Genomic DNA, 16813 nt, shown 5'->3' with positions numbered 1-16813 from the left:
ATCGGGACAGAACCCCACTTGGATTTCCCCCTCAGAAAAATCCCGGCTGAAATCCAGGCTTCACGAATTGGACGCCAACGCCGTCTGCATTCTCGCTCGAAACAAGGACACGACGACCCGGTTCAGGGTCAGCCCTGACGGACTCGCCGCCCTGAACGATCACTTGATCGCCAGCGGCCCCACGGCAATGCGCGACCAAGGCACCGCCGCCAGGTTTGGCATGTCCGGCGGCGGAGGGATAGCCGAAGGCTACGTGATGGCTGGGGATGCACAAGCCTTGGCCGAAGCTTTCGGCATGGTCCGGGACCCTGAAGGCAACGCCATCATCCATGAGGTGAACCTCGCCGAACCTTTCGCAGAAGGCAAGGCACCGGTGGCCGCCATTGCCGTGGACCTGATGGGATCCCTCGCCACCCGCGAACGCAGCGCCGGCCAGCGCATCATCAATGAACTCCTCCATGTCTGAGCCGGCAGCGGCGCAGCCGGGACCGGGAATCGATGACCGTGAAGTGTGGGTCAACGAGGCCTATCACTGGAAGCTGTTGGCGTCGCACATGTCAGCGAAACCGGCTCAGTAGCCGTCCCTCCAGCGGTGTAGCGGACGACGGCGGGAACCTCCCGCCGTCGTCCGTTTCCGTTTAGCGTCTGCCAGGCGTCCTCCCCGGCATCACCAAGTGCGGCCGGAATCCGTAGCCTTACGAGGCCCGCGTGAATGTCCCCAGCCCGGTTCTGTCGTAGAAGTCCAGGGTGACGCTTGGCGAGGAGCCGCCGTTTGCTCCTGCGAACAGTGCACCGGCCAGGCCGTTGCCGTTCTCTCCGATGGATTCGAAGCTAAACGTGTCGCCGTCAAAGTGAGTAAGCGGGAAAGTGGTGGGACTGCCAGGCGGCCCCATTCTCATGGCCAGTTTCCCGCCCTGCTCGAGGACCACCAGCTGGCCAAAGTAGGAGTTGTCATAGGTGCCTGTGTAGGCACTGTTTGTCCTGGCAGGAGAGGGGTTAGGCGGAACCTTGGTGTAGTCGACCTTGGGATTCTCGGACTCATCAATTTGTTTGAATACGCCAGCGGTGAATGCCAGCCAATCGACCGTGGGCGATCCGTGCTGGGCTGTATCCAGGAAGCCTGCGGTGATTGCTTCAGGAATCCCCTGTGGGCGCCCGTTGGTCAGGGCCACAATTGCCAGTTGTTCACCTGGAAGCATCGAGACGGCCGTGGCTGCGCCAAGATTAAATGCCCCGGAGTGTCCCAGCTGGACACGGGCCTGATCGTCGTAGGAGACGTTCCACCCCAGCCCATAGAAACGGGAGCGGGCAGCGGGAGCCGACGCCGGCCCGGAGACTGCATGGGGAACGTGGGTTGTTTGGAGGGCAGCCGAATCAATAACGGGCTTGCCCTCGTAACTGCCGTTGCCGAGCTGCAGCCGGAGCCATTGCGCCAGGTCCCGCACCGACGAACTCGCACCCCCGGCCGGAGCCTCGGAATCGGCGTTGCGGCGGTATTTCGCTGCCCATTCCTTGTTCCCGAGGGGCACATGAAGGATGGCCTTGTCTGAAGCTGTCTCATAGTCCGAGTGACGGTAACTGCTGGCGGACATGCCCAGCTTCCGGAACAGGATCTCGTCGGCCAGGTCTTCCCAGGTCATTTTCATGGCATCGGCTGCTGCCTGGCCGCCTTCCGTGTAGCCGAAATTGCTGTAGTTGTAGCTGGACCGGAACGTATCAAGGGGCTCCTGGTTGAGGTGGCCGAGGATGTACGCCCGATCGAATCCGAGGTCCTCCAGCAGATCGCCCGAACCCGTTTTCAGCCCACTGCGGTGTGACATCAGATCAGCAAAGCTCGCATTCCGCGTGACGTAGTCATCCTTGAGCGCGAAGCCCTTGTTATGTTCAATGACTGTGTCGGTCCAGTTGATGACCTGCCGCCCCACCAACCCTGCCACCACCGTGGACGCCAGGGGCTTGGACACAGAAGCCAACTGGAACACCGTGTCAGGACCGATCTCCTCGGGCTTTCCGACCTCCCGGACCCCAAAGCCCTTGGAGTACACCACCTCGTCCCGATACACCACGGCTACGGCTATCCCCGGCAGCCCGGTGCGCTCCATGGCGTCCCGGATCAATCCGTCGAGCTTGGCCAAGGCATTTGTAACTTTCGGCCGGTCCAGCAGCGGTTCGATCTGTCCCGGCGGGGCCGGGAGCAGTAATGCCGACGCCGATGACGCAGGCTGTACGGATTCGCCGGTGCAAGCGGACAGTAGGGGTATACCGGCCACACCGGCCACCCCAATCCCGGCCGCCTTCAGCAGCGTACGTCGGTTCGGGGAAACAGAACCGGTGCTGTCGTCCATGTACTCCCCCTTGATCCGTGAGGCCGAGAGCGCTACCGGTCCGTGCCGGCCGTCCCGTTTGTCTCCATAGTGAACCGCGCACTGCAACCAGGCAATGGAGGCTGCGGAAGTCGCCGCGACTTGGGCGATAGCTCCGGCAGTTCACCTGAGCCCCAGTGTTCCTCGAGTGCCCGCTCGATGATCCCGAATGCCTTGTAAGGCGGACGACGGCGGGACTTCCCGCCGTCGTCCGCTTGCGTTGGCTGCAGCTTTCCCGGTCGTGGACTCCAGGCGTACTAGCTGGGGCCGGCCGTCCTTCGATCAGCGGCCGAACCGGACGTTCAACGCACTCGATTGGGCAATCCGGCCTCCGGGCATGGCACACGGCCCCTGGATCTCCGAGTACGGTGCCAAGATGCTCGAAGTCCGGTACTACCAAAACCGGGAAGAGTAAGAGGCCGCTGCGCCTTCCGTGGAACCCAATAACTCGAAGGAAGCCACCGCTTCCGAATGGCCCCCATCCTGGGCGCCGCTGACCTACAGGGCCGACCAGCCGCCGTCGGACGCCAGGACGGCGCCATTGACATTGGTGCCGTCGTCGCTGAGCAGGAAAGTGATGGAGGCGGCGAGCTGGGCGGCCGTGGCGGGCGTAGGGACGGTGGACTGCATCAGCGGGCCCAGTCGCACGGCCGCGAGCTGGGATCCCCAGGTGGCCACGATGTTGGTGATGGTGGCGCCGGGAGCCACGGCGTTGAAGCGCAGTCCCTTGGGCCCGTACATCACGGCGGAGTTCTTGGTCAGGCCGACGACGGCGTGCCTGGATGCCAGGCCACAGCCTCCGTGAGGCAATCCTTCCTCTACTCGCCAGGCGGACGCGGCTGGAGATCTCCCCGTTCGGATGGGGGCAGGGTCATTTTTCCTCCGCAAGGTAGGAGGTCGTGTTCTTGAAGTCGGCGGGGACCCCCGCCGACTCGAACGTCATGGCTCTGATCCCCTCCGGCATAAGCACTGCCAAGGACGAAGGCTAGATCCTTCAACTCGCGACACGGGCCCCGTCCGGCGGGAAGGGCAGCACTTTCGTAGACTCAATGGAGATCCGCCGTGTCTCCTCTCTCGAGACAGGCCCGCCACAGGAAGAGCCATCGATGAAGATTATCGTCCTAGTCAAGGAAGTCCCCGACACCTACGGGGACCGAAAACTGAACCTTGAAACAGGCCTCGCCGATCGGGCAGCCAGCGAGGCAGTCATTGATGAGATCGGTGAGCGGGCCCTGGAGCTGGCACTGACTTACGCCGGCGCTAACGAAGGCACTGAGGTCGCAGTCGTCTCCCTCGCTCCCGAGGGTGCGACGGCAACGATACGCAGGGGGCTTGCAATGGGCGCGGGGAGCGCCATCCACGTCTCTGACGAGGCGCTCCGGGGTGCGGATCTTGGACTTACCGCTGAAACCCTCGCAGCAGCGATCCGTCGCGTTGGGTTTGACCTGGTGATCACCGGCAACGTCTCCACCGATGGATCAGGCGGAATGATTCCCGCGATGCTTGCAGAACTGCTTGACGTGCCGCATGCAACCGGCCTCAGCACCGTAGAGATCAGCGACGGCGCCGTGTCCGGCTCCAGGCCCGTTGATTCCGGCGTGCAGAAGGTATCAGCGAACCTGCCCGCGGTGATTTCCATTACCGAAGCGCTTCCCGGGGCGCGCTTCCCGAACTTCAAAGGAATTATGGCCGCGAAGAAGAAGCCCCTTGACGTGCTTACCCTCGCAGACCTCCGGATCACGGCCGACAACCCGGACGCGGCGCGTTCGATCATGCTGACTGTTGCAGAAAAGCCCCCGCGTGCGGCGGGCGTAAAGATCATTGACGAGGGTGACGCCGGCGAGAAGCTCGCCGACTTCCTTGTAGAGAACCGACTGGCGTAAGGAGTAACGACATGACTGAATTCCCTCGTGACGCGATCCTCGTCGTCGTGGAAACCCGGGCTTCCGGTGAACTCGAGAAGGCTGCGGCCGGGCTCTTCGGCGCTGCCGCCGCAGTCGGCACGCCAGTTGCATTGGTACTTGCCTCCCCCGGCGCCGGGAGCGCCGCCGCGGAGGCCGCGGCCCTTGGTGCCGCGCGCGTACTGATCGCGGAGACTCCGGATCCGTCCGCGCTCGGAGTGCCGGGCGCGGACGCTCTGGCCGCCGCTGTGGAGCAGGTGCAGCCGGACGCGATCCTGATTTCGCATTCCCTGAATGGGCGCGACCTCGCCGGCCGCTACGCTGCCCGTTCGCGTGCAGCGATTTCTGCCGATGCGATCGGTGTGTCACGTGATGACGAGGGCGTCGTGGCACACCACTCCGTCTACGGCGGTGCCTACGATGTGACGTCAACGTCCACCTTTGGGGCGCCGGTGATTACGGTCCGCCAGGGCTCCATCGAGGCGCGCCCCACGGCCCAGCCGCAGGCGTCGGAGATCCTGGCGGTGCCGCCCTCGGGCAAGCCGTCCGCGCGGATCGACTCGTTCGAGGAGGTGGTTGCCGCCACCTCGCGGCCGGAGCTGCGTGGTGCCGCGAAGGTTGTCGCGGGTGGGCGCGGCCTCGGGTCGGAGGAACAGTTCGCCCTCGTTGGACAGCTCGCCGATGCACTCGGTGCTGCCGTGGGTGCTTCGCGTGCCGCGGTGGATGCGGGCTACATCCCGCAGTCGCATCAGGTCGGCCAGACCGGGGTTTCCGTGTCCTCACAGTTGTATATCGCGCTGGGCATTTCCGGCGCGATTCAGCACCGGGCCGGCATGCAGACCGCGAAGACGATCGTCGCCATCAACAAGGATGGAGACGCGCCGATCTTCGAGATCGCCGACTTCGGTGTGGTGGGCGACGTCTTCAAGGTGGTGCCTCAGCTGATCAGCGCACTTGAGGCTCGGAAGAAGTAGCGATGGCAACCCAGTCTCGGTCTATTCGGCGAGGCCTGCCGCGCGTCGAAGGGGGTGACCCCTGGCCGGCAGCAGGCGAGGCGCCCGCACGCATTGTCGCGGCAGGAGCGGCAGGAGCGGCAGGAGCGGCAGCTGTTCAGAAAACGGCGCCGGATACGACGGCGGCGTCCGCTCCGGTCCCAGCAGTGAACGACGGCGCCGCGCTGGCGCGGAGGCTGCGCCGTGGCCTGCCGCGCGTGCCGGGCGGCGAGCCTTGGCCGCCAGCGGGCGACGTTTCAGTATCAGATACGGTTCCCGCAGCGGCCGCCGCGCCCGCGCCGGCCGCAGATGTCGCAGCAGATACTGCTGAGAATGCAATGCCGAGAGCGACGCCGTCTGCAGCTGCTTCGGAAACCGCACCGGCCACGACGACGGCGGGAACCACGTCGCTTCGTCGCGGGCTTCCCCGTGTCCCCGGTGGTGAGCCGTGGCCGCCCGAAGGATTCGCGCCCGCAGTTGCTACAACGGCCCCGGTAGTCACCGCAGCTGTCGCTGAGGCACCAGCTGCGGTGACTGCCGAAACTGCGGCGCCCGCTGTTGCCGCGCCTGAAGCACCGGCCGTGGTGAGTGAGGCACCCTCGGTGCGTACCGCCGTCGTGCCTCCAGCACTGCCTGTCGCGAAGGCGGTCGCCGCTGACAAGCCGGCGAAGGCCGCAACCGAGGCAAGGCTCTACGGTTCGCGCACCCTGGGCCAGTGGATCAAGCGCGTGGTGCTCCTCGCCGTCGGCGCCGTGGCTGCCGCCGGGATTCTGGTCCTCGCCGCACGCGGGGTGACCACGCTGCCGGGCGTGCCGGAGTTCCTCGAGAGGTACCCCGGCGAGTACCACCTGCCCGAGACCGCCGAGTCCGGCTTCCCGTGGTGGGCGCAGTGGACGCACTTCCTGAACATCTTCCTGATGGTGCTCATCATCCGCTCCGGCTATCAGGTGCGCACCCAGCAGAAGCCGCCGGCGTTCTGGACGCCGAAGCGCGGTGGCAAGAAGATCAGCATCAACCTGTGGCTGCACCAGTCGCTCGACATCTTGTGGCTGGCCAACGGGCTCATCTTTGTGGTGCTGCTGTTTGCCTCGGGCCGCTGGGTGCGAATCGTACCGACCAGCTGGGAAGTGTTCCCGAACGCGCTCTCTGCTCTCCTGCAGTACATGACACTCGACTGGCCCGTTGAGACCGGCTGGGTGAACTACAACAGCCTGCAGCAGCTCATGTACTTCCTCGTGGTGTTCATCGCGGCCCCGCTCGCAGCGGTCACGGGAGTGCGCATGAGCGAGTTCTGGCCGAAGAACGCGAAGACGCTGAACAAGATCTACCTGGTGGAGGCTGCGCGTGCGATCCACTTCCCGACGATGCTGTTTTTCGTGCTGTTCATTCTCGTCCACGTGTTCCTGGTGTTCTCGACCGGTGCGCTGCGCAATCTGAACCACATGTTCGGCGGGACCGACGTGGTGAACTGGGTCGGGTTCTGGCTCTTCGCGGCCGCAATCGCCGTCACGGCGGCCGGTTGGTACGCCGCCCGCCCGCTCGTACTCGCACCAATCGCGAAGCTGTTCGGTCAGGTGAGCAGCCGCTAGGTTTCCCCCGGACCATCCGCTTCGGGAGAGGCGCCGGCGGGCGGACCGGATCTTTGGTCAGGGCTTGGGACTCCTACGGCGTCGACATCGCGCAGAGCGAGGACATCCCGCTCATCCTTGCGATCACCCTCGCCATCGACGCGTTGACCTAGCCAGCGGCACTGGGTTCGTCGCACTGACAAGCTCAATGCATTGACGGGCGCGTCAGGCCTGCGACGCGCTCGTTCATGTCTCCCGTCAACGGCCGCCAGCATGAGGTCCGGCCACGGCCCGCGCCCGCCTGACCGCACGCGCGTAATAGAGGCCCGGATCAAACCTTGCCTGCGGCCGTGAAGAGCTCCGTCTATGGACACAGCATCATCCGACTTGCCGTGTCCGTTCCCGAAACCCGATCAGCGGTACGGGCGCCTCTCCGCTGGCTCACACCGGCTGTTTCGGCCGCCACACGCCGAAACGGTTTCCCTGCGGATCGAGGAGGTGCGCGAACTCGATGGCGCCGTTGTCAACGAATGGGATGATAACGCTCGCTCCGAGCGACTCGGCGCGGCCGATCGCGGCCTTCACATCATCGACCTGCACGTAGAAGATCGCCCAGGCGTTTCCGCCCAGCGAGGTGGTGTCCCACAAACCACCGTTGCCGCCGTTCACCGTCCGGTAGCCAGCAGGCGAGGGCTCACCAAAGCTCCAATCGAATAGTGAGCCGTAGAAAGTCCGCGCGGCATCCGGGTCCGACGAGCCGACCTCGAAGTAGTTCACTATGGCGGCCATCGCTCTTCCTTTCACATCGACTTATATCGACCACAAGGCACGCCACAGCTCTCCAGACCCTCGGCGGCGCCCTCCAGCATTCCTAGGGCATGACCTTGTACAGATCGATGACCGTCTCTTCGGGCGGGGATGCAAATCCGCCCTCGATGCCCTGCTGCATCCGGGGAAGGAGGATGCCGTCGCGGAATTTCTCCCAACTCTCCTTCGACTCATGGACAGCCATGATCGTCCAGCCGCCGGCAGAAGCGCCTCCGGCATGGAAGATCTGGCCCTCGGGGAGGCGCCCCTCACCCGGGTGAACGGCGGCAATTGAGGCTTCGTACTGATCCTTCGTGCCTCCTGCGAAAAAGTGCACGACTCCGTACGGCGCGGCTTCCATTTCTTCTCCTAGTCAGGTCTGAATGGGTTGGACATGCCAACCAATAGACCCCGTCCCCCTGGATGTCAACTAGTTGGCGCACGGACCCAAGACGGTCCAGTTCGGCGACTGTTCCGCGGATGGTCTCCGGGGCCGGCGGCCAGGAGAACCACGCTTCGCCGGCGTCCAGCAGCAGACCGCGGTGCAGGTTGGTTCACTGCTCCCGCAGGGCCGGCAGGGACGTGAGCCCGCCGATGTCCGGGGACTGCGCGTAGGCAAAAACAGCGGACGACGGCGGGACCTCCCGCCGTCGACCGCGTCCGTTTTGGCGGGGGCCGGACCTCAATTTTTCCTGCTACCGCTGCATTCGAGGCCGTGGTACGTTCAGCGTGATCAGGATGTCCTCCCGCGGCTCCTATCCAGCCCGGCTCCTGGCACAACCCAGAAAGCAGAGGCAACGATGCCAACAATAATGATCTTCCACGAAGTCGACGACGTTGAGCACTGGCTCAGCTCACCAAAAAGGGAAGAGGTATTCGGGCCTCTGGGCATCACGGTTCGAACGTTCATCGACCCGGCAAAGAGCCACCGTGTAGGCCTGATCGTCGAAGTCCCCGAAATGGAAACTTTCCAGCGAATTATGGAGTCCGAAGCGGCAGCCGAAGCGATGAAATTCGACGGCGTCCGTCCGGAAACGATCCTGACGCTCGTCGAGCCCTAGGGAGCGCCGGGACCGACCTGGACCCGCCGGACGCTGCCACCCGACGCTTAGGCCAGCGCGGGACGGTGGAATAACGACGGCGGAGGTCCCGCCGTCGTCCTCTACCGTTCGGGTGCTACGCCGAGCTAACGACAGCTGGAAGTTCGCGTCAGCCTGTGGTTGCACTGACCGCGACGACGCCCCCTTGAGGGTCGCTGATCACGGCGCTTCGAAATCCCGGAGTGTCCGTGGGCGCCATAAGAATTCCACCGCCGAGAGCAACAGCATGCTCGGCGATGGCGTCGGCATCGGCGACGGCGAAGTTGACGCTCCAATGCGGTGGGACCTCGACGTCATCGGTTGCCGTCACCACCGCCACGACCCGGTCCGAGCGCAGCCACAGCGAGAAAGGAACGTCCGGCAATGATTTGAGCTCCCAATCGAACATCGCCCCGTAGAACGCCTGGGCCCGTCCAACATCCGGAGTGTGCAGCGAGCTCATGGCCCAGCAGTTCGGCTCATTGGCCAGTTCGACGCCGTCGTTCTCACCCGCCTCCCGCAGGCTGAAGGGGACGCCGGTAGGATCGGCGAGCACTGCAAAGCGGTAGTCGGACCCGGGATCAGACGGCCCGAGGCGCCTGCCTCCTGCCCGCTCGGCGCGGGCCAAGGATTCCCCGATGTCCTCGACACGGACGTGGGTGATCCAGCCCGGAGGTGTCAGCGGCGGCGCCTGCCCAATGCCGGCCACCAACTGCCCGTGAAGGCGCGCGGTGTAGTAGTCGCCGTCGAGACCGGACGGCATCGGGACCGGTTCGTCAAAACTCCAACCGAAGAGCTGACCGTAAAAGTCTTTGGCGGCCCGGGGATCGGGCTGCCAGGTGTCGACCCAGCACGGGGCACCGACTGAGGACGTGTCTCGCGCTGTCATAGTAGTAATCCCTTTCGACCTGGCTGGATCCGGCCGGAACATTGTTTCCCACGCCGGCACCTTCGGGCAAGACCGAACAAAGTGACCCCAGGCTTTACCGCTGGACGGCTCGGCTCGGGATGGTCGCGGGGTCGACGTGCGGTGGAAGGCGTGGGGCAGGGCCCTGGCGGGTCCGCTCCTGGCTCGCACAGCGTTGGCTGCCCGGCAGCGGCCTCAGTGTCGCAGATCGATCCGCCAACGTTTACCGGGCAGGCGCTAGGGACAGAACGCATCGGACCTCTGCGGCTATCAGGGCTTGGGACGCGCGCGCACGTGCATTCGCTCGCCCTGCTGCCCGAACAGACTGATGAACTCGACGGGTCTGCCGTCAGCGCTGGCGAACCAGTGCGGCGTGTGGGTGTCGAATTCCGCGGCTTCGCCAGGGCGAAGTTCAAAGTCCTTGTCGCCCAGCACCAGACGCAGTCGTCCGTTGAGGATGTAGAGCCATTCGTAGCCTTCGTGCACGCGCGGGTCCGGCTCTGCCCCGCGGGCGTCACCGGTGAGCACCATCTTGAAGGCCTGCAGTCCGCCGGGGCGGCGCGTGAGAGGAACAGCCGTCATGCCGGCATGGGTGATGGGCTGCAGGTGGATTCTCGGATCCCCGGTGGGCGGCGCGCCGACCAGATCATCGAGGGGAACACCGTACAACCTCGCGAGGGGCAGCAGGATTTCAAGGTTGGGCCTGCGTTGGCCGGATTCCAGGCGGGACAGGGTGCTAACCGATACTCCGGATGCGGAGGACACATCTCCGAGGGTGAGGTTTCGCTCCGTACGGAGTGCCCGAAGCCGGGGGCCGACCGCCCCGAGAACATCGTCAAGCTCAGTTTCCATACTCCCCACTTTGCCATAACGGCAAACAAGTTTGTCAATTCTCGTTCATGCGATGGAAGCTGGTGTAACCGCACAAGAACGCTGGCGGCTAATTTTCAGGACGCGACGAAGGACAAATCAGCATGGACACCACACGGTATGACGTTGTGATTGTGGGCGGCGGCGCGGCGGGACTCAGCGCGGCCACGACGCTGGCCCGGGCGCTGCGCTCGGTGCTGGTCATCGATTCAGGAACTCCACGCAACGGACCCGCGTCGGGTGTACACGGCTATCTTTCGAGGGACGGAATGAACCCCCGGGAACTCCTGTCCATCGGACGCAGCGAAGTGCGTTCCTACGGAGGAACGGTGATTGACGGCGAAGCCGTTTCGGCACGGCGAACCCCCGATGGATTCGAGGTGATTCTCGGAGATGCCCGCCGGTTCTCCGGCAGGCGCCTCCTCGTCACCACCGGCTTGACAGACGGGCTGCCTCCCATCGACGGGCTGCGGGAGCAATGGGGAAAGGGCGTTGTGCACTGCCCCTACTGCCATGGCTGGGAAATCCGGGGGCAACGGATTGGAGTGCTGGGCACAGGCCCGCTGTCCGTCCATCAGGCACTCTTGTTCAGGCAGTGGTCCCGGGATATCACCCTTTTCCTCAACGACACCGTGGAACCCACCGACGACGAGTGGGACAAGCTTGCCGCCCGGTCCTTAAGGGTCGTTGACGGCGCCGTGGCTTCTGTCGACGCCGTCGATGGTGTCCTCACGGGGCTCACGCTCCGCCAGGGTCCCTCGTTCGACGTACAGGCCCTGGCCGTCGGAACACGGATGGAGGCCAGATCCGCGCTTCTGGAATCACTCGGGCTAAGTTCCCAGGTGCACCCGTCAGGGGCCGGACGGTTCATCGAGACCGACGCTATGGGTGGTGCGACGGCTGCCCGCGGCGTGTATGCGGCGGGGAATGTCTCCAACTTAATGGCTCAGGTGATCACCGCGGCGGCCGAGGGTGTCATGACCGGCGCACGGATCAACGCCGACCTCATCGACGAGGAAACCCGGTGGGCCGTTGAGGGGCACTTCGGCCCCTTCTCGGCCGCCTCGGAAGCAGCCGTCTCCAAGATCGTGCTGGGTCACCGACGCCATGGCCTTGATGATGGTCAGAATGCCGCCGATATGGGCCCTGCGGCCACAGTGGAAAGATGATGAGCATGGACCACCAGGCCCACCGGACGCCGGACAACGGCCACCAGACCCACCAGCGGCCTGGCAGTCATGACCAGCACCGCGTCCTCGACCTCGATGCCGAAGTGTTCGGCGACCACCTCGCAGCCGTCCTGGACCTGACCGGGGTGCCAGCTGCGCGCAGCGTCGTTGACCTCGGCGCCGGCACCGGCGCAGGTAGCCGGCTGCTGCGCGGGCGGTACCCCGACGCCGCGGTGACGTGCGTCGACAACGATCCGCAGATGCTCGGGCTGCTGCGCGAGCAGGGTTTCGCCGTGGTCCAGGCCGACCTCGACGACGGCTTCCCTGCGCTGGCCGGCTCCTCCATGACGGCGGATTCCGAGGCGCCGGTTGACCTGGTGTGGGCATCGTCCTCGCTGCACCACGTCGCCCACCCCGCCCGGCTCCTGTCCGGGGTCCGCCGGGCACTGGCGCCGGGTGGGGTCCTGGTCGTCGTCGAGCTCGCCGCCCTGCCCCGCTTCCTGAGCCATCCGCGCGGAGCGCTGCTGGAGCAGCGCTGCCACGCCGCTGCGGCGGCCGAGGGGTGGAACCACCACCCGAACTGGACGCCGGTCATCGAGGCCGCCGGGTTCCGCGTCACGCAGTCCGAGGTGACCGCCACCGCGCCCGTGACCCCGGCCGCACGGGAGTACGCCCAGGAGTGGTTTGCGCGCTTCTCGCACCTGCCGGCCCTGACCGCGGACGACCGCGACGCCGTGGCAGACCTGCTGGAGCGGTTCCCCGACGACATCGAACTGGAACCCCGCGCCACCCGGACCGTCTGGGTGGCCTCCCCCGACCAGAACCAGGAGCAGCCCAGAGCCTGACGTTCGCCGCAACACTGGGCGCGGGGTGGATGGATGCGATGCTTGCCCCGGGCGCCCATAAAGCCATGGGCGGGCGCGGCGGCGTGCGGTGCCAGGTACTCTCCGACGGCGTCCTGCACCGCGGCCCGGCAGTACTGGTCAGTCCCGTGCTCCTCGATCCAGATCGCGCGGGAGACGCGACCCTGCTGCGCCCCTCGCGGCTGCCGTAGACCGATGCGGTGCCTCGCCGGTCAGCCTTGCTCATCTATGAGCATCTGGTGGCATCCGAAGGCTGCCGTCCCTGGCGGAGCCGGCTAGTGGCTGAGGAACCGCAGCAGCATCGGGACAGTGGCGTGCATTGCCCGCAGGTCCCCGCAGCAGGCGGCCGCTGCCACATTAGCTGGCGTTATCTAGTTCCAGTGCCACCGCACAGATCGGCAGGCATAAGCTGATACCAGAACGTCTCTTCCATCACCGGGGAGGTCATCATGGACACTGAAACCGCAGATGTGATCGGTCATGATGTCACCACCATCACCTGCGTGTGCGGCAACACCGTCAGCAAGGACGGGTTGATTCAGGCCAACTCACAAGGCGTCCCCGTCTACATCGGAGACAACACCCCGGTCCCCGCCGAGCTGGCGGAATGGCCTGCGGATGAGGATCTTTACACCCTGTGTCCCTCATGCGGCCGCGTGTACCGTGACTCGGTCGTCGAAGAGACAGGAACGGCGCCAGTTGCTTTCCGGGTCGACGTCACCGCTGGCCCAATTGCCGAGGCCATCCGAGTCCACTGGAACCTCAGCGCCCAGGAATGAACCTGTTGAGCGGACGACGGCGGGGCCTCCCGCCGTCGTCCGATCCGGCCTTTCAGGGTCACGTCGGAGGGCGGCGCAAGCCAAAAAAGTCGGCACATCTTCCGAACCCTTCATTGGACGGGGAGGCGCCGCATGATAGGCGCATGACTGAAATCGCATCAGCCGACGAATCCGCTGTTGCCAAGGCTCAGCGCGAGCTCGAAGCAGCCGGCGTCCGCACCGTGATCGGCACGGTGGTGAATGCGTTGGGCATCACGCTGGCCAAGAGCGTTCCGTTAGCCGGCTCAAACCCTTCCAGCAATCCGGGATGGGCGCTGCCCCCGTCTGGCATGCCTTCACGATCGACGGCGGGACAGCGTTCACGGACAGCATCACCACCGTTGGCGACATGCGCCTCAAGATCGATATCGCTGGACTCCGCGTCCTGCCGGGTGGGCGGGCGTGGGCGCCGGGCAGCCTTTTCGAACAGGCCGGAGCCGCGTCTCCGGCCTGTTCCCGCGGACTTCTGGCGGTACGCAAAATTGTGTAACCTCAGGATTTGAAGACTTCCTTCGCTACCGTGATGGCTGACATGGCTTTGGGCCAGCCGGCGTAGAAGGCCAGGTGGATGATGGCCTCCTTGAGTTCTGTCTCGGTCAGGCCGTTGGCCTTGGCCCGGACGAGGTGCCCGCGGAGCTGTTCCGTGCTGCCGCTGGTGATCAGACTGGCGACCGTGACCAGGCTGCGGTCCCGCGGGGAGAGCTCGCTCCGTTCCCAGATATCGCCGAAGAGCACGTTGTCGGTGAGGTCCACGAGCTTGGGTGCGAAGTCGCCGATAAGTTGCTGGGCACGGGTCTGGTTTGAATCGCTAATGATGGAGTCCTTTTCGTGGAGGTGTGTGAAGCAGGTTGGGACTGGAGGAGGGGAGATCACGCTGCCGGGCGTGACCGGCTCTAGAGGAGCCCGGTGCAGCGCAGCCAAGCCTGAACACGGCAGACAACGGGCCCGGGGACGGGGACAACGGGGTCCGTCGGAGCGACGGCTAGGGTCACCCGGACGGAACGCGGGTCAGTTGTACCGGCGTCCACCCAGCCAGCTGACCATGGCGGGGTCGCGGTGGTCGAAGAAGAGGCTCGCGCCGGTATCCAGTGTGGCGATCTTGCCCATCTGCCCGTCGGAGAGCTCGAAGTTGAAGACATCGAGGTTCTGGGCCATCCGCTCCGGCCGGACTGACTTGGGGATGACGACAACCTCGCGCTGGATGAGCCAGCGGAGCACGACCTGGGCCACAGATTTGCCGTGATGCTCGGCGATGGCGCCGAGGACCGGATCGCTGAAAAGATTGTTCTTTCCCTCGGCGAATGGCCCCCAGGACTCGATCTGAACGCCGCGTTCGCGCATCAGCTCCTGATCGGCGGCACGCTGGTGGAAGGGGTGGGTCTCGATCTGGTTGACGGCCGGGACGATCTCGTTGTGGTCGATGAGGTCGACCAGCCGGTCGGGGTGGAAGTTGGACACACCGATCGTACGGGCCAGGCCTTCTTTGTGGAGGTCCTGCATTGCCCGCCACTCGCTGTAATAGTCCCCGAGCGGTTGGTGGATCAGGTACAGGTCGAGGTGGTCCAGGCCCAGCCGGCGGAGGGAGTTTTCGAAGGCGCGCCTGGTGTCGTTTTGAACGCTGCCGGTAGGGGCGTGCTGGATCCAGAGCTTGGTGGTGACGAAGAGCTCCTCGCGGGCGATGCCGCTCGCCTTGATCGCCGCGCCGACGGCCTCTTCGTTGCCGTAGGAGGCCGCAGTGTCGAGGTGGCGGTAGCCGGCAGCGAGGGCGGCTTCGACGGCGGCCGGGGTTACGCCGTCGGGGATCTGGAAGACGCCGAAGCCGAGGATCGGCATCTGGACGCCGTTGTTGAGGGTGACGGTATTCATGGGTTTCCTTCAGGTGTCTGCGGTTATCGGCGGGCTTGGGCGTGGGCGGTTTCGTAGTCGATGTCGCTGACCGGCTCGAGCCAGGTGGCGCTCTGCCCGTGGTCGTGCTCGATCAGGGCCAGGTGGCACATCACGTTGTCCCGGGCAGCGCCGTGCCAGTGTTCCTCGCCCGGCGGGGTGTGGACCGTGTCCCCCGGGCGCATGAGGATGACGGCGCCGTCGCGGCTGGCGACAAACCCGATCCCATCGGTGCAGTGCAGGGTCTGGCCGAGCGGGTGCGAGTGCCAGTTGGTGCGGGCCCCGGGGGTGAAGCGCACCATCGCGGCCGCGAGCCTAGAGGGAGCCTCGCCGTTGTGAAGCGCATTGAGGTAGACGTCTCCGGTGAACCTCTCCATTGGCGCCTTCGCCGTGGCAGCGGGCGGTATGAGTTGCAAGCTGGCCTCCTTAGAGCGGGCATCATTCGATGTTGGTGTGTCGGATTCTGTGGTTCTGGCACGGCCGTTAGGGCCGTGGGGCAACGAGTGGATTCATTCAAGAAAACCAGCCATTTCCTGCGCGCGGGAGTGCCTGCCGTGCGGTGTACTGGCAGTTCCTGTTAGGCCGGGCCCGGCCGCCGTAGCGTAGAGGCCATGGAGAACAGCAAAGACGTCCGCGAGTTCCTTATGAGCCGGCGGGCGCGCATAACTCCTGCCCAGGCCGGGCTGCCCGCCTATGGCGGGACGAGGAGGGTGGCCGGCCTCAAGCGCGAGGAGGTGGCCATGCTGACCGGCGTCAGCACCGAATACTATGCCCGGCTCGAACGGGGAAACCTGCGGGGAGTCTCCGAGAGCGTCCTCGAATCCCTCGCCGCGGCGCTCCAGCTCGATGAGGCTGAACGGGCCCACCTGCTCGACCTGGCCAGGGCCGCCGCGCCGTCGGGGGATTCGGAAAAGCGCCGGGTGCGGGCTGAAGTGCGGCCCAGCGTGGGGCGGATACTGGCCGGGATGACAGGCACGCCCGCCTATGTCCGCAATTCACGCATGGACATCGTGGCCGCCAACAGCCTCTGCTTCGCCCTCTACGGGGGCATCCTCAGCCCCGACACCCTGCCGTGAACCTTGCACGGTTCATGTTCGTCGACCCACGATCCCAGGACTTCTTTGTCGAATGGAACACCCTCGCAGATGACCTCGCCGCCGCGCTCCGCACCGAAGCAGGCCGCAATCCGCGCGACAGGGCCTTGAACAGCCTGATTGGTGATCTCGCCACCGGAAGCACGGAATTCTCGACACGCTGGGCACGGCACAACGTCCGCTTCCACCGCTCAGCCCGCAAGACACTGCACAACCCGCTCGTCGGCGACATCGAACTCACAGGCGATTCACTCGAAATCCCCGGAGAGGGCCTGACCCTCATCGCTTACACGGCCGAACCCGGATCCCACGCCCAGGAACAGCTCGACTTCCTCACCAGCTGGAGTACAACCGGAAAGCGCCCGGCCGAACCGGCTCCAGCCAACTCGCACACAGCAACAGCCCCGCCACCCGAAGGCGAGTCGCGGGACCGACTATGAGCGCCAAATAACGCGCCACACAACTATGCAGTTCACAGGATTCAGCTGCCAAGCCGCA

Annotated in this window: 20 protein-coding genes and 1 pseudogene; 12 read left to right on the top strand and 9 right to left on the bottom strand. The window is 65.2% G+C overall.

Going from position 1 to position 16813, the window contains the following annotated elements; translation table 11 throughout:
- Window positions 1-67: 67 nt before the first annotated feature.
- The gene (locus ABIB26_RS08915) at window positions 68-466 is read left to right on the top strand and encodes a hypothetical protein (protein WP_354241540.1); all 399 of its coding nucleotides are present in this window, start codon (window positions 68-70) and stop codon (window positions 464-466) included.
- A gap of 229 nt (window positions 467-695) precedes the next feature.
- On the opposite strand, the gene ABIB26_RS08910 is transcribed toward ABIB26_RS08915, so the two are convergent.
- Both ABIB26_RS08910 and ABIB26_RS08905 read right to left on the bottom strand, forming a co-directional pair.
- Window positions 696-2345: a serine hydrolase gene (locus ABIB26_RS08910; RefSeq protein WP_354241538.1), complete on the bottom strand. Its 1650-nt coding sequence runs from the start codon at window positions 2343-2345 to the stop codon at window positions 696-698.
- 516 nt (window positions 2346-2861) lie between these two features.
- The gene (locus tag ABIB26_RS08905) at window positions 2862-3173 is read right to left on the bottom strand and encodes an SDR family oxidoreductase (RefSeq protein ID WP_502913643.1); all 312 of its coding nucleotides are present in this window, start codon (window positions 3171-3173) and stop codon (window positions 2862-2864) included.
- A 296-nt stretch (window positions 3174-3469) separates the two neighbouring features.
- On the opposite strand from ABIB26_RS08905, the gene ABIB26_RS08900 reads away from it, so the two are divergent.
- The 3 genes from ABIB26_RS08900 to ABIB26_RS08890 all read left to right on the top strand — a co-directional run bounded on the left by ABIB26_RS08900 (window position 3470) and on the right by ABIB26_RS08890 (window position 6845).
- Complete coding sequence (locus ABIB26_RS08900; RefSeq protein ID WP_354241535.1) at window positions 3470-4246, top strand: electron transfer flavoprotein subunit beta/FixA family protein; 777 nt, start codon at window positions 3470-3472, stop codon at window positions 4244-4246.
- 11 nt (window positions 4247-4257) lie between these two features.
- Window positions 4258-5238, top strand: coding sequence for an electron transfer flavoprotein subunit alpha/FixB family protein (locus tag ABIB26_RS08895; RefSeq protein WP_354241533.1), 981 nt, complete (start codon window positions 4258-4260; stop codon window positions 5236-5238).
- A gap of 548 nt (window positions 5239-5786) precedes the next feature.
- Entirely contained in the window at window positions 5787-6845 is a 1059-nt protein-coding gene (locus tag ABIB26_RS08890; RefSeq protein ID WP_354241531.1) for a cytochrome b/b6 domain-containing protein, read from the top strand.
- Window positions 6846-7265: 420 nt separating this feature from the next.
- On the opposite strand, the gene ABIB26_RS08885 is transcribed toward ABIB26_RS08890, so the two are convergent.
- The gene (locus tag ABIB26_RS08885; RefSeq protein WP_354241530.1) at window positions 7266-7613 is read right to left on the bottom strand and encodes a VOC family protein; all 348 of its coding nucleotides are present in this window, start codon (window positions 7611-7613) and stop codon (window positions 7266-7268) included.
- Window positions 7614-7695: 82 nt separating this feature from the next.
- Entirely contained in the window at window positions 7696-7992 is a 297-nt protein-coding gene (locus ABIB26_RS08880) for a hypothetical protein (protein ID WP_354241528.1), read from the bottom strand.
- A 439-nt stretch (window positions 7993-8431) separates the two neighbouring features.
- Here ABIB26_RS08880 and ABIB26_RS08875 point away from each other — a divergent pair, with 439 nt between their 5' ends.
- The gene (locus ABIB26_RS08875; protein ID WP_354241527.1) at window positions 8432-8692 is read left to right on the top strand and encodes a hypothetical protein; all 261 of its coding nucleotides are present in this window, start codon (window positions 8432-8434) and stop codon (window positions 8690-8692) included.
- A gap of 148 nt (window positions 8693-8840) precedes the next feature.
- On the opposite strand, the gene ABIB26_RS08870 is transcribed toward ABIB26_RS08875, so the two are convergent.
- Together ABIB26_RS08870 and ABIB26_RS08865 are read right to left on the bottom strand one after the other, a co-directional pair.
- Window positions 8841-9599 carry a VOC family protein gene (locus tag ABIB26_RS08870; RefSeq protein WP_354241525.1) on the bottom strand — a complete coding sequence of 253 codons (759 nt, stop codon included), beginning with the start codon at window positions 9597-9599 and terminating at the stop codon, window positions 8841-8843.
- 288 nt (window positions 9600-9887) lie between these two features.
- A complete protein-coding gene (locus ABIB26_RS08865) occupies window positions 9888-10469 on the bottom strand; it encodes a helix-turn-helix domain-containing protein (protein WP_354241523.1) in 582 nt (193 codons plus the stop codon).
- A gap of 122 nt (window positions 10470-10591) precedes the next feature.
- Between ABIB26_RS08865 and ABIB26_RS08860 the strand changes: the two genes are divergently transcribed.
- The 5 genes and pseudogenes from ABIB26_RS08860 to ABIB26_RS08840 all read left to right on the top strand — a co-directional run bounded on the left by ABIB26_RS08860 (window position 10592) and on the right by ABIB26_RS08840 (window position 13827).
- A complete protein-coding gene (locus tag ABIB26_RS08860) occupies window positions 10592-11656 on the top strand; it encodes an NAD(P)/FAD-dependent oxidoreductase (protein ID WP_354241521.1) in 1065 nt (354 codons plus the stop codon).
- Between the two features lie 5 nt (window positions 11657-11661).
- Entirely contained in the window at window positions 11662-12501 is an 840-nt protein-coding gene (locus tag ABIB26_RS08855) for a class I SAM-dependent methyltransferase (RefSeq protein WP_354241520.1), read from the top strand.
- Between the two features lie 26 nt (window positions 12502-12527).
- A pseudogene (locus ABIB26_RS08850) lies at window positions 12528-12710 on the top strand (molybdenum cofactor biosysynthesis protein); the annotation flags it as partial.
- A 258-nt stretch (window positions 12711-12968) separates the two neighbouring features.
- On the top strand, window positions 12969-13298 hold the full coding sequence (locus ABIB26_RS08845; protein WP_354241518.1) for a hypothetical protein: 330 nt from the start codon (window positions 12969-12971) through the stop codon (window positions 13296-13298).
- Window positions 13299-13605: 307 nt separating this feature from the next.
- Window positions 13606-13827, top strand: a complete 222-nt coding sequence (locus ABIB26_RS08840; protein ID WP_354241516.1) for a hypothetical protein — start codon at window positions 13606-13608, stop codon at window positions 13825-13827.
- Between the two features lie 2 nt (window positions 13828-13829).
- Here ABIB26_RS08840 and ABIB26_RS08835 read toward each other — a convergent pair whose 3' ends face one another.
- From ABIB26_RS08835 to ABIB26_RS08825, 3 genes are all read right to left on the bottom strand, one after another.
- Window positions 13830-14150 carry a carboxymuconolactone decarboxylase family protein gene (locus ABIB26_RS08835; protein WP_354241937.1) on the bottom strand — a complete coding sequence of 107 codons (321 nt, stop codon included), beginning with the start codon at window positions 14148-14150 and terminating at the stop codon, window positions 13830-13832.
- Window positions 14151-14345: 195 nt separating this feature from the next.
- Window positions 14346-15203, bottom strand: coding sequence for an aldo/keto reductase (locus ABIB26_RS08830; protein ID WP_354241514.1), 858 nt, complete (start codon window positions 15201-15203; stop codon window positions 14346-14348).
- Between the two features lie 23 nt (window positions 15204-15226).
- Complete coding sequence (locus tag ABIB26_RS08825) at window positions 15227-15637, bottom strand: (R)-mandelonitrile lyase (RefSeq protein ID WP_354241512.1); 411 nt, start codon at window positions 15635-15637, stop codon at window positions 15227-15229.
- A 195-nt stretch (window positions 15638-15832) separates the two neighbouring features.
- Between ABIB26_RS08825 and ABIB26_RS23755 the strand changes: the two genes are divergently transcribed.
- Both ABIB26_RS23755 and ABIB26_RS23750 read left to right on the top strand, forming a co-directional pair.
- A complete protein-coding gene (locus ABIB26_RS23755) occupies window positions 15833-16297 on the top strand; it encodes a helix-turn-helix domain-containing protein (RefSeq protein WP_502913642.1) in 465 nt (154 codons plus the stop codon).
- Complete coding sequence (locus tag ABIB26_RS23750) at window positions 16294-16755, top strand: MmyB family transcriptional regulator (RefSeq protein WP_502913641.1); 462 nt, start codon at window positions 16294-16296, stop codon at window positions 16753-16755. Before ABIB26_RS23755 ends, ABIB26_RS23750 begins: the two co-directional genes overlap by 4 nt.
- Window positions 16756-16813: the final 58 nt, after the last annotated feature.

The organism is Arthrobacter sp. UYEF20, from assembly GCF_040546335.1.
Lineage (GTDB): Bacteria > Actinomycetota > Actinomycetes > Actinomycetales > Micrococcaceae > Arthrobacter.
This window is presented reverse-complemented; position numbering and strand designations above follow the sequence as displayed.

Excerpts from the sequence above, each read along its gene's own strand:
- ABIB26_RS08910 (WP_354241538.1), bottom strand. The coding sequence starts at position 2,345 with ATGGACGACAGCACCGGTTCTGTTTCCCCGAACCGACGTACGCTGCTG.
- ABIB26_RS08900 (WP_354241535.1), top strand. The coding sequence starts at position 3,470 with ATGAAGATTATCGTCCTAGTCAAGGAAGTCCCCGACACCTACGGGGAC.
- ABIB26_RS08895 (WP_354241533.1), top strand. The coding sequence starts at position 4,258 with ATGACTGAATTCCCTCGTGACGCGATCCTCGTCGTCGTGGAAACCCGG.
- ABIB26_RS08885 (WP_354241530.1), bottom strand. The coding sequence starts at position 7,613 with ATGGCCGCCATAGTGAACTACTTCGAGGTCGGCTCGTCGGACCCGGAT.
- ABIB26_RS08880 (WP_354241528.1), bottom strand. The coding sequence starts at position 7,992 with ATGGAAGCCGCGCCGTACGGAGTCGTGCACTTTTTCGCAGGAGGCACG.
- ABIB26_RS08875 (WP_354241527.1), top strand. The coding sequence starts at position 8,432 with ATGCCAACAATAATGATCTTCCACGAAGTCGACGACGTTGAGCACTGG.
- ABIB26_RS08870 (WP_354241525.1), bottom strand. The coding sequence starts at position 9,599 with ATGACAGCGCGAGACACGTCCTCAGTCGGTGCCCCGTGCTGGGTCGAC.
- ABIB26_RS08865 (WP_354241523.1), bottom strand. The coding sequence starts at position 10,469 with ATGGAAACTGAGCTTGACGATGTTCTCGGGGCGGTCGGCCCCCGGCTT.
- ABIB26_RS08860 (WP_354241521.1), top strand. The coding sequence starts at position 10,592 with ATGGACACCACACGGTATGACGTTGTGATTGTGGGCGGCGGCGCGGCG.
- ABIB26_RS08855 (WP_354241520.1), top strand. The coding sequence starts at position 11,662 with ATGGACCACCAGGCCCACCGGACGCCGGACAACGGCCACCAGACCCAC.
- ABIB26_RS08845 (WP_354241518.1), top strand. The coding sequence starts at position 12,969 with ATGGACACTGAAACCGCAGATGTGATCGGTCATGATGTCACCACCATC.
- ABIB26_RS08840 (WP_354241516.1), top strand. The coding sequence starts at position 13,606 with ATGGGCGCTGCCCCCGTCTGGCATGCCTTCACGATCGACGGCGGGACA.
- ABIB26_RS08830 (WP_354241514.1), bottom strand. The coding sequence starts at position 15,203 with ATGAATACCGTCACCCTCAACAACGGCGTCCAGATGCCGATCCTCGGC.
- ABIB26_RS23755 (WP_502913642.1), top strand. The coding sequence starts at position 15,833 with ATGGAGAACAGCAAAGACGTCCGCGAGTTCCTTATGAGCCGGCGGGCG.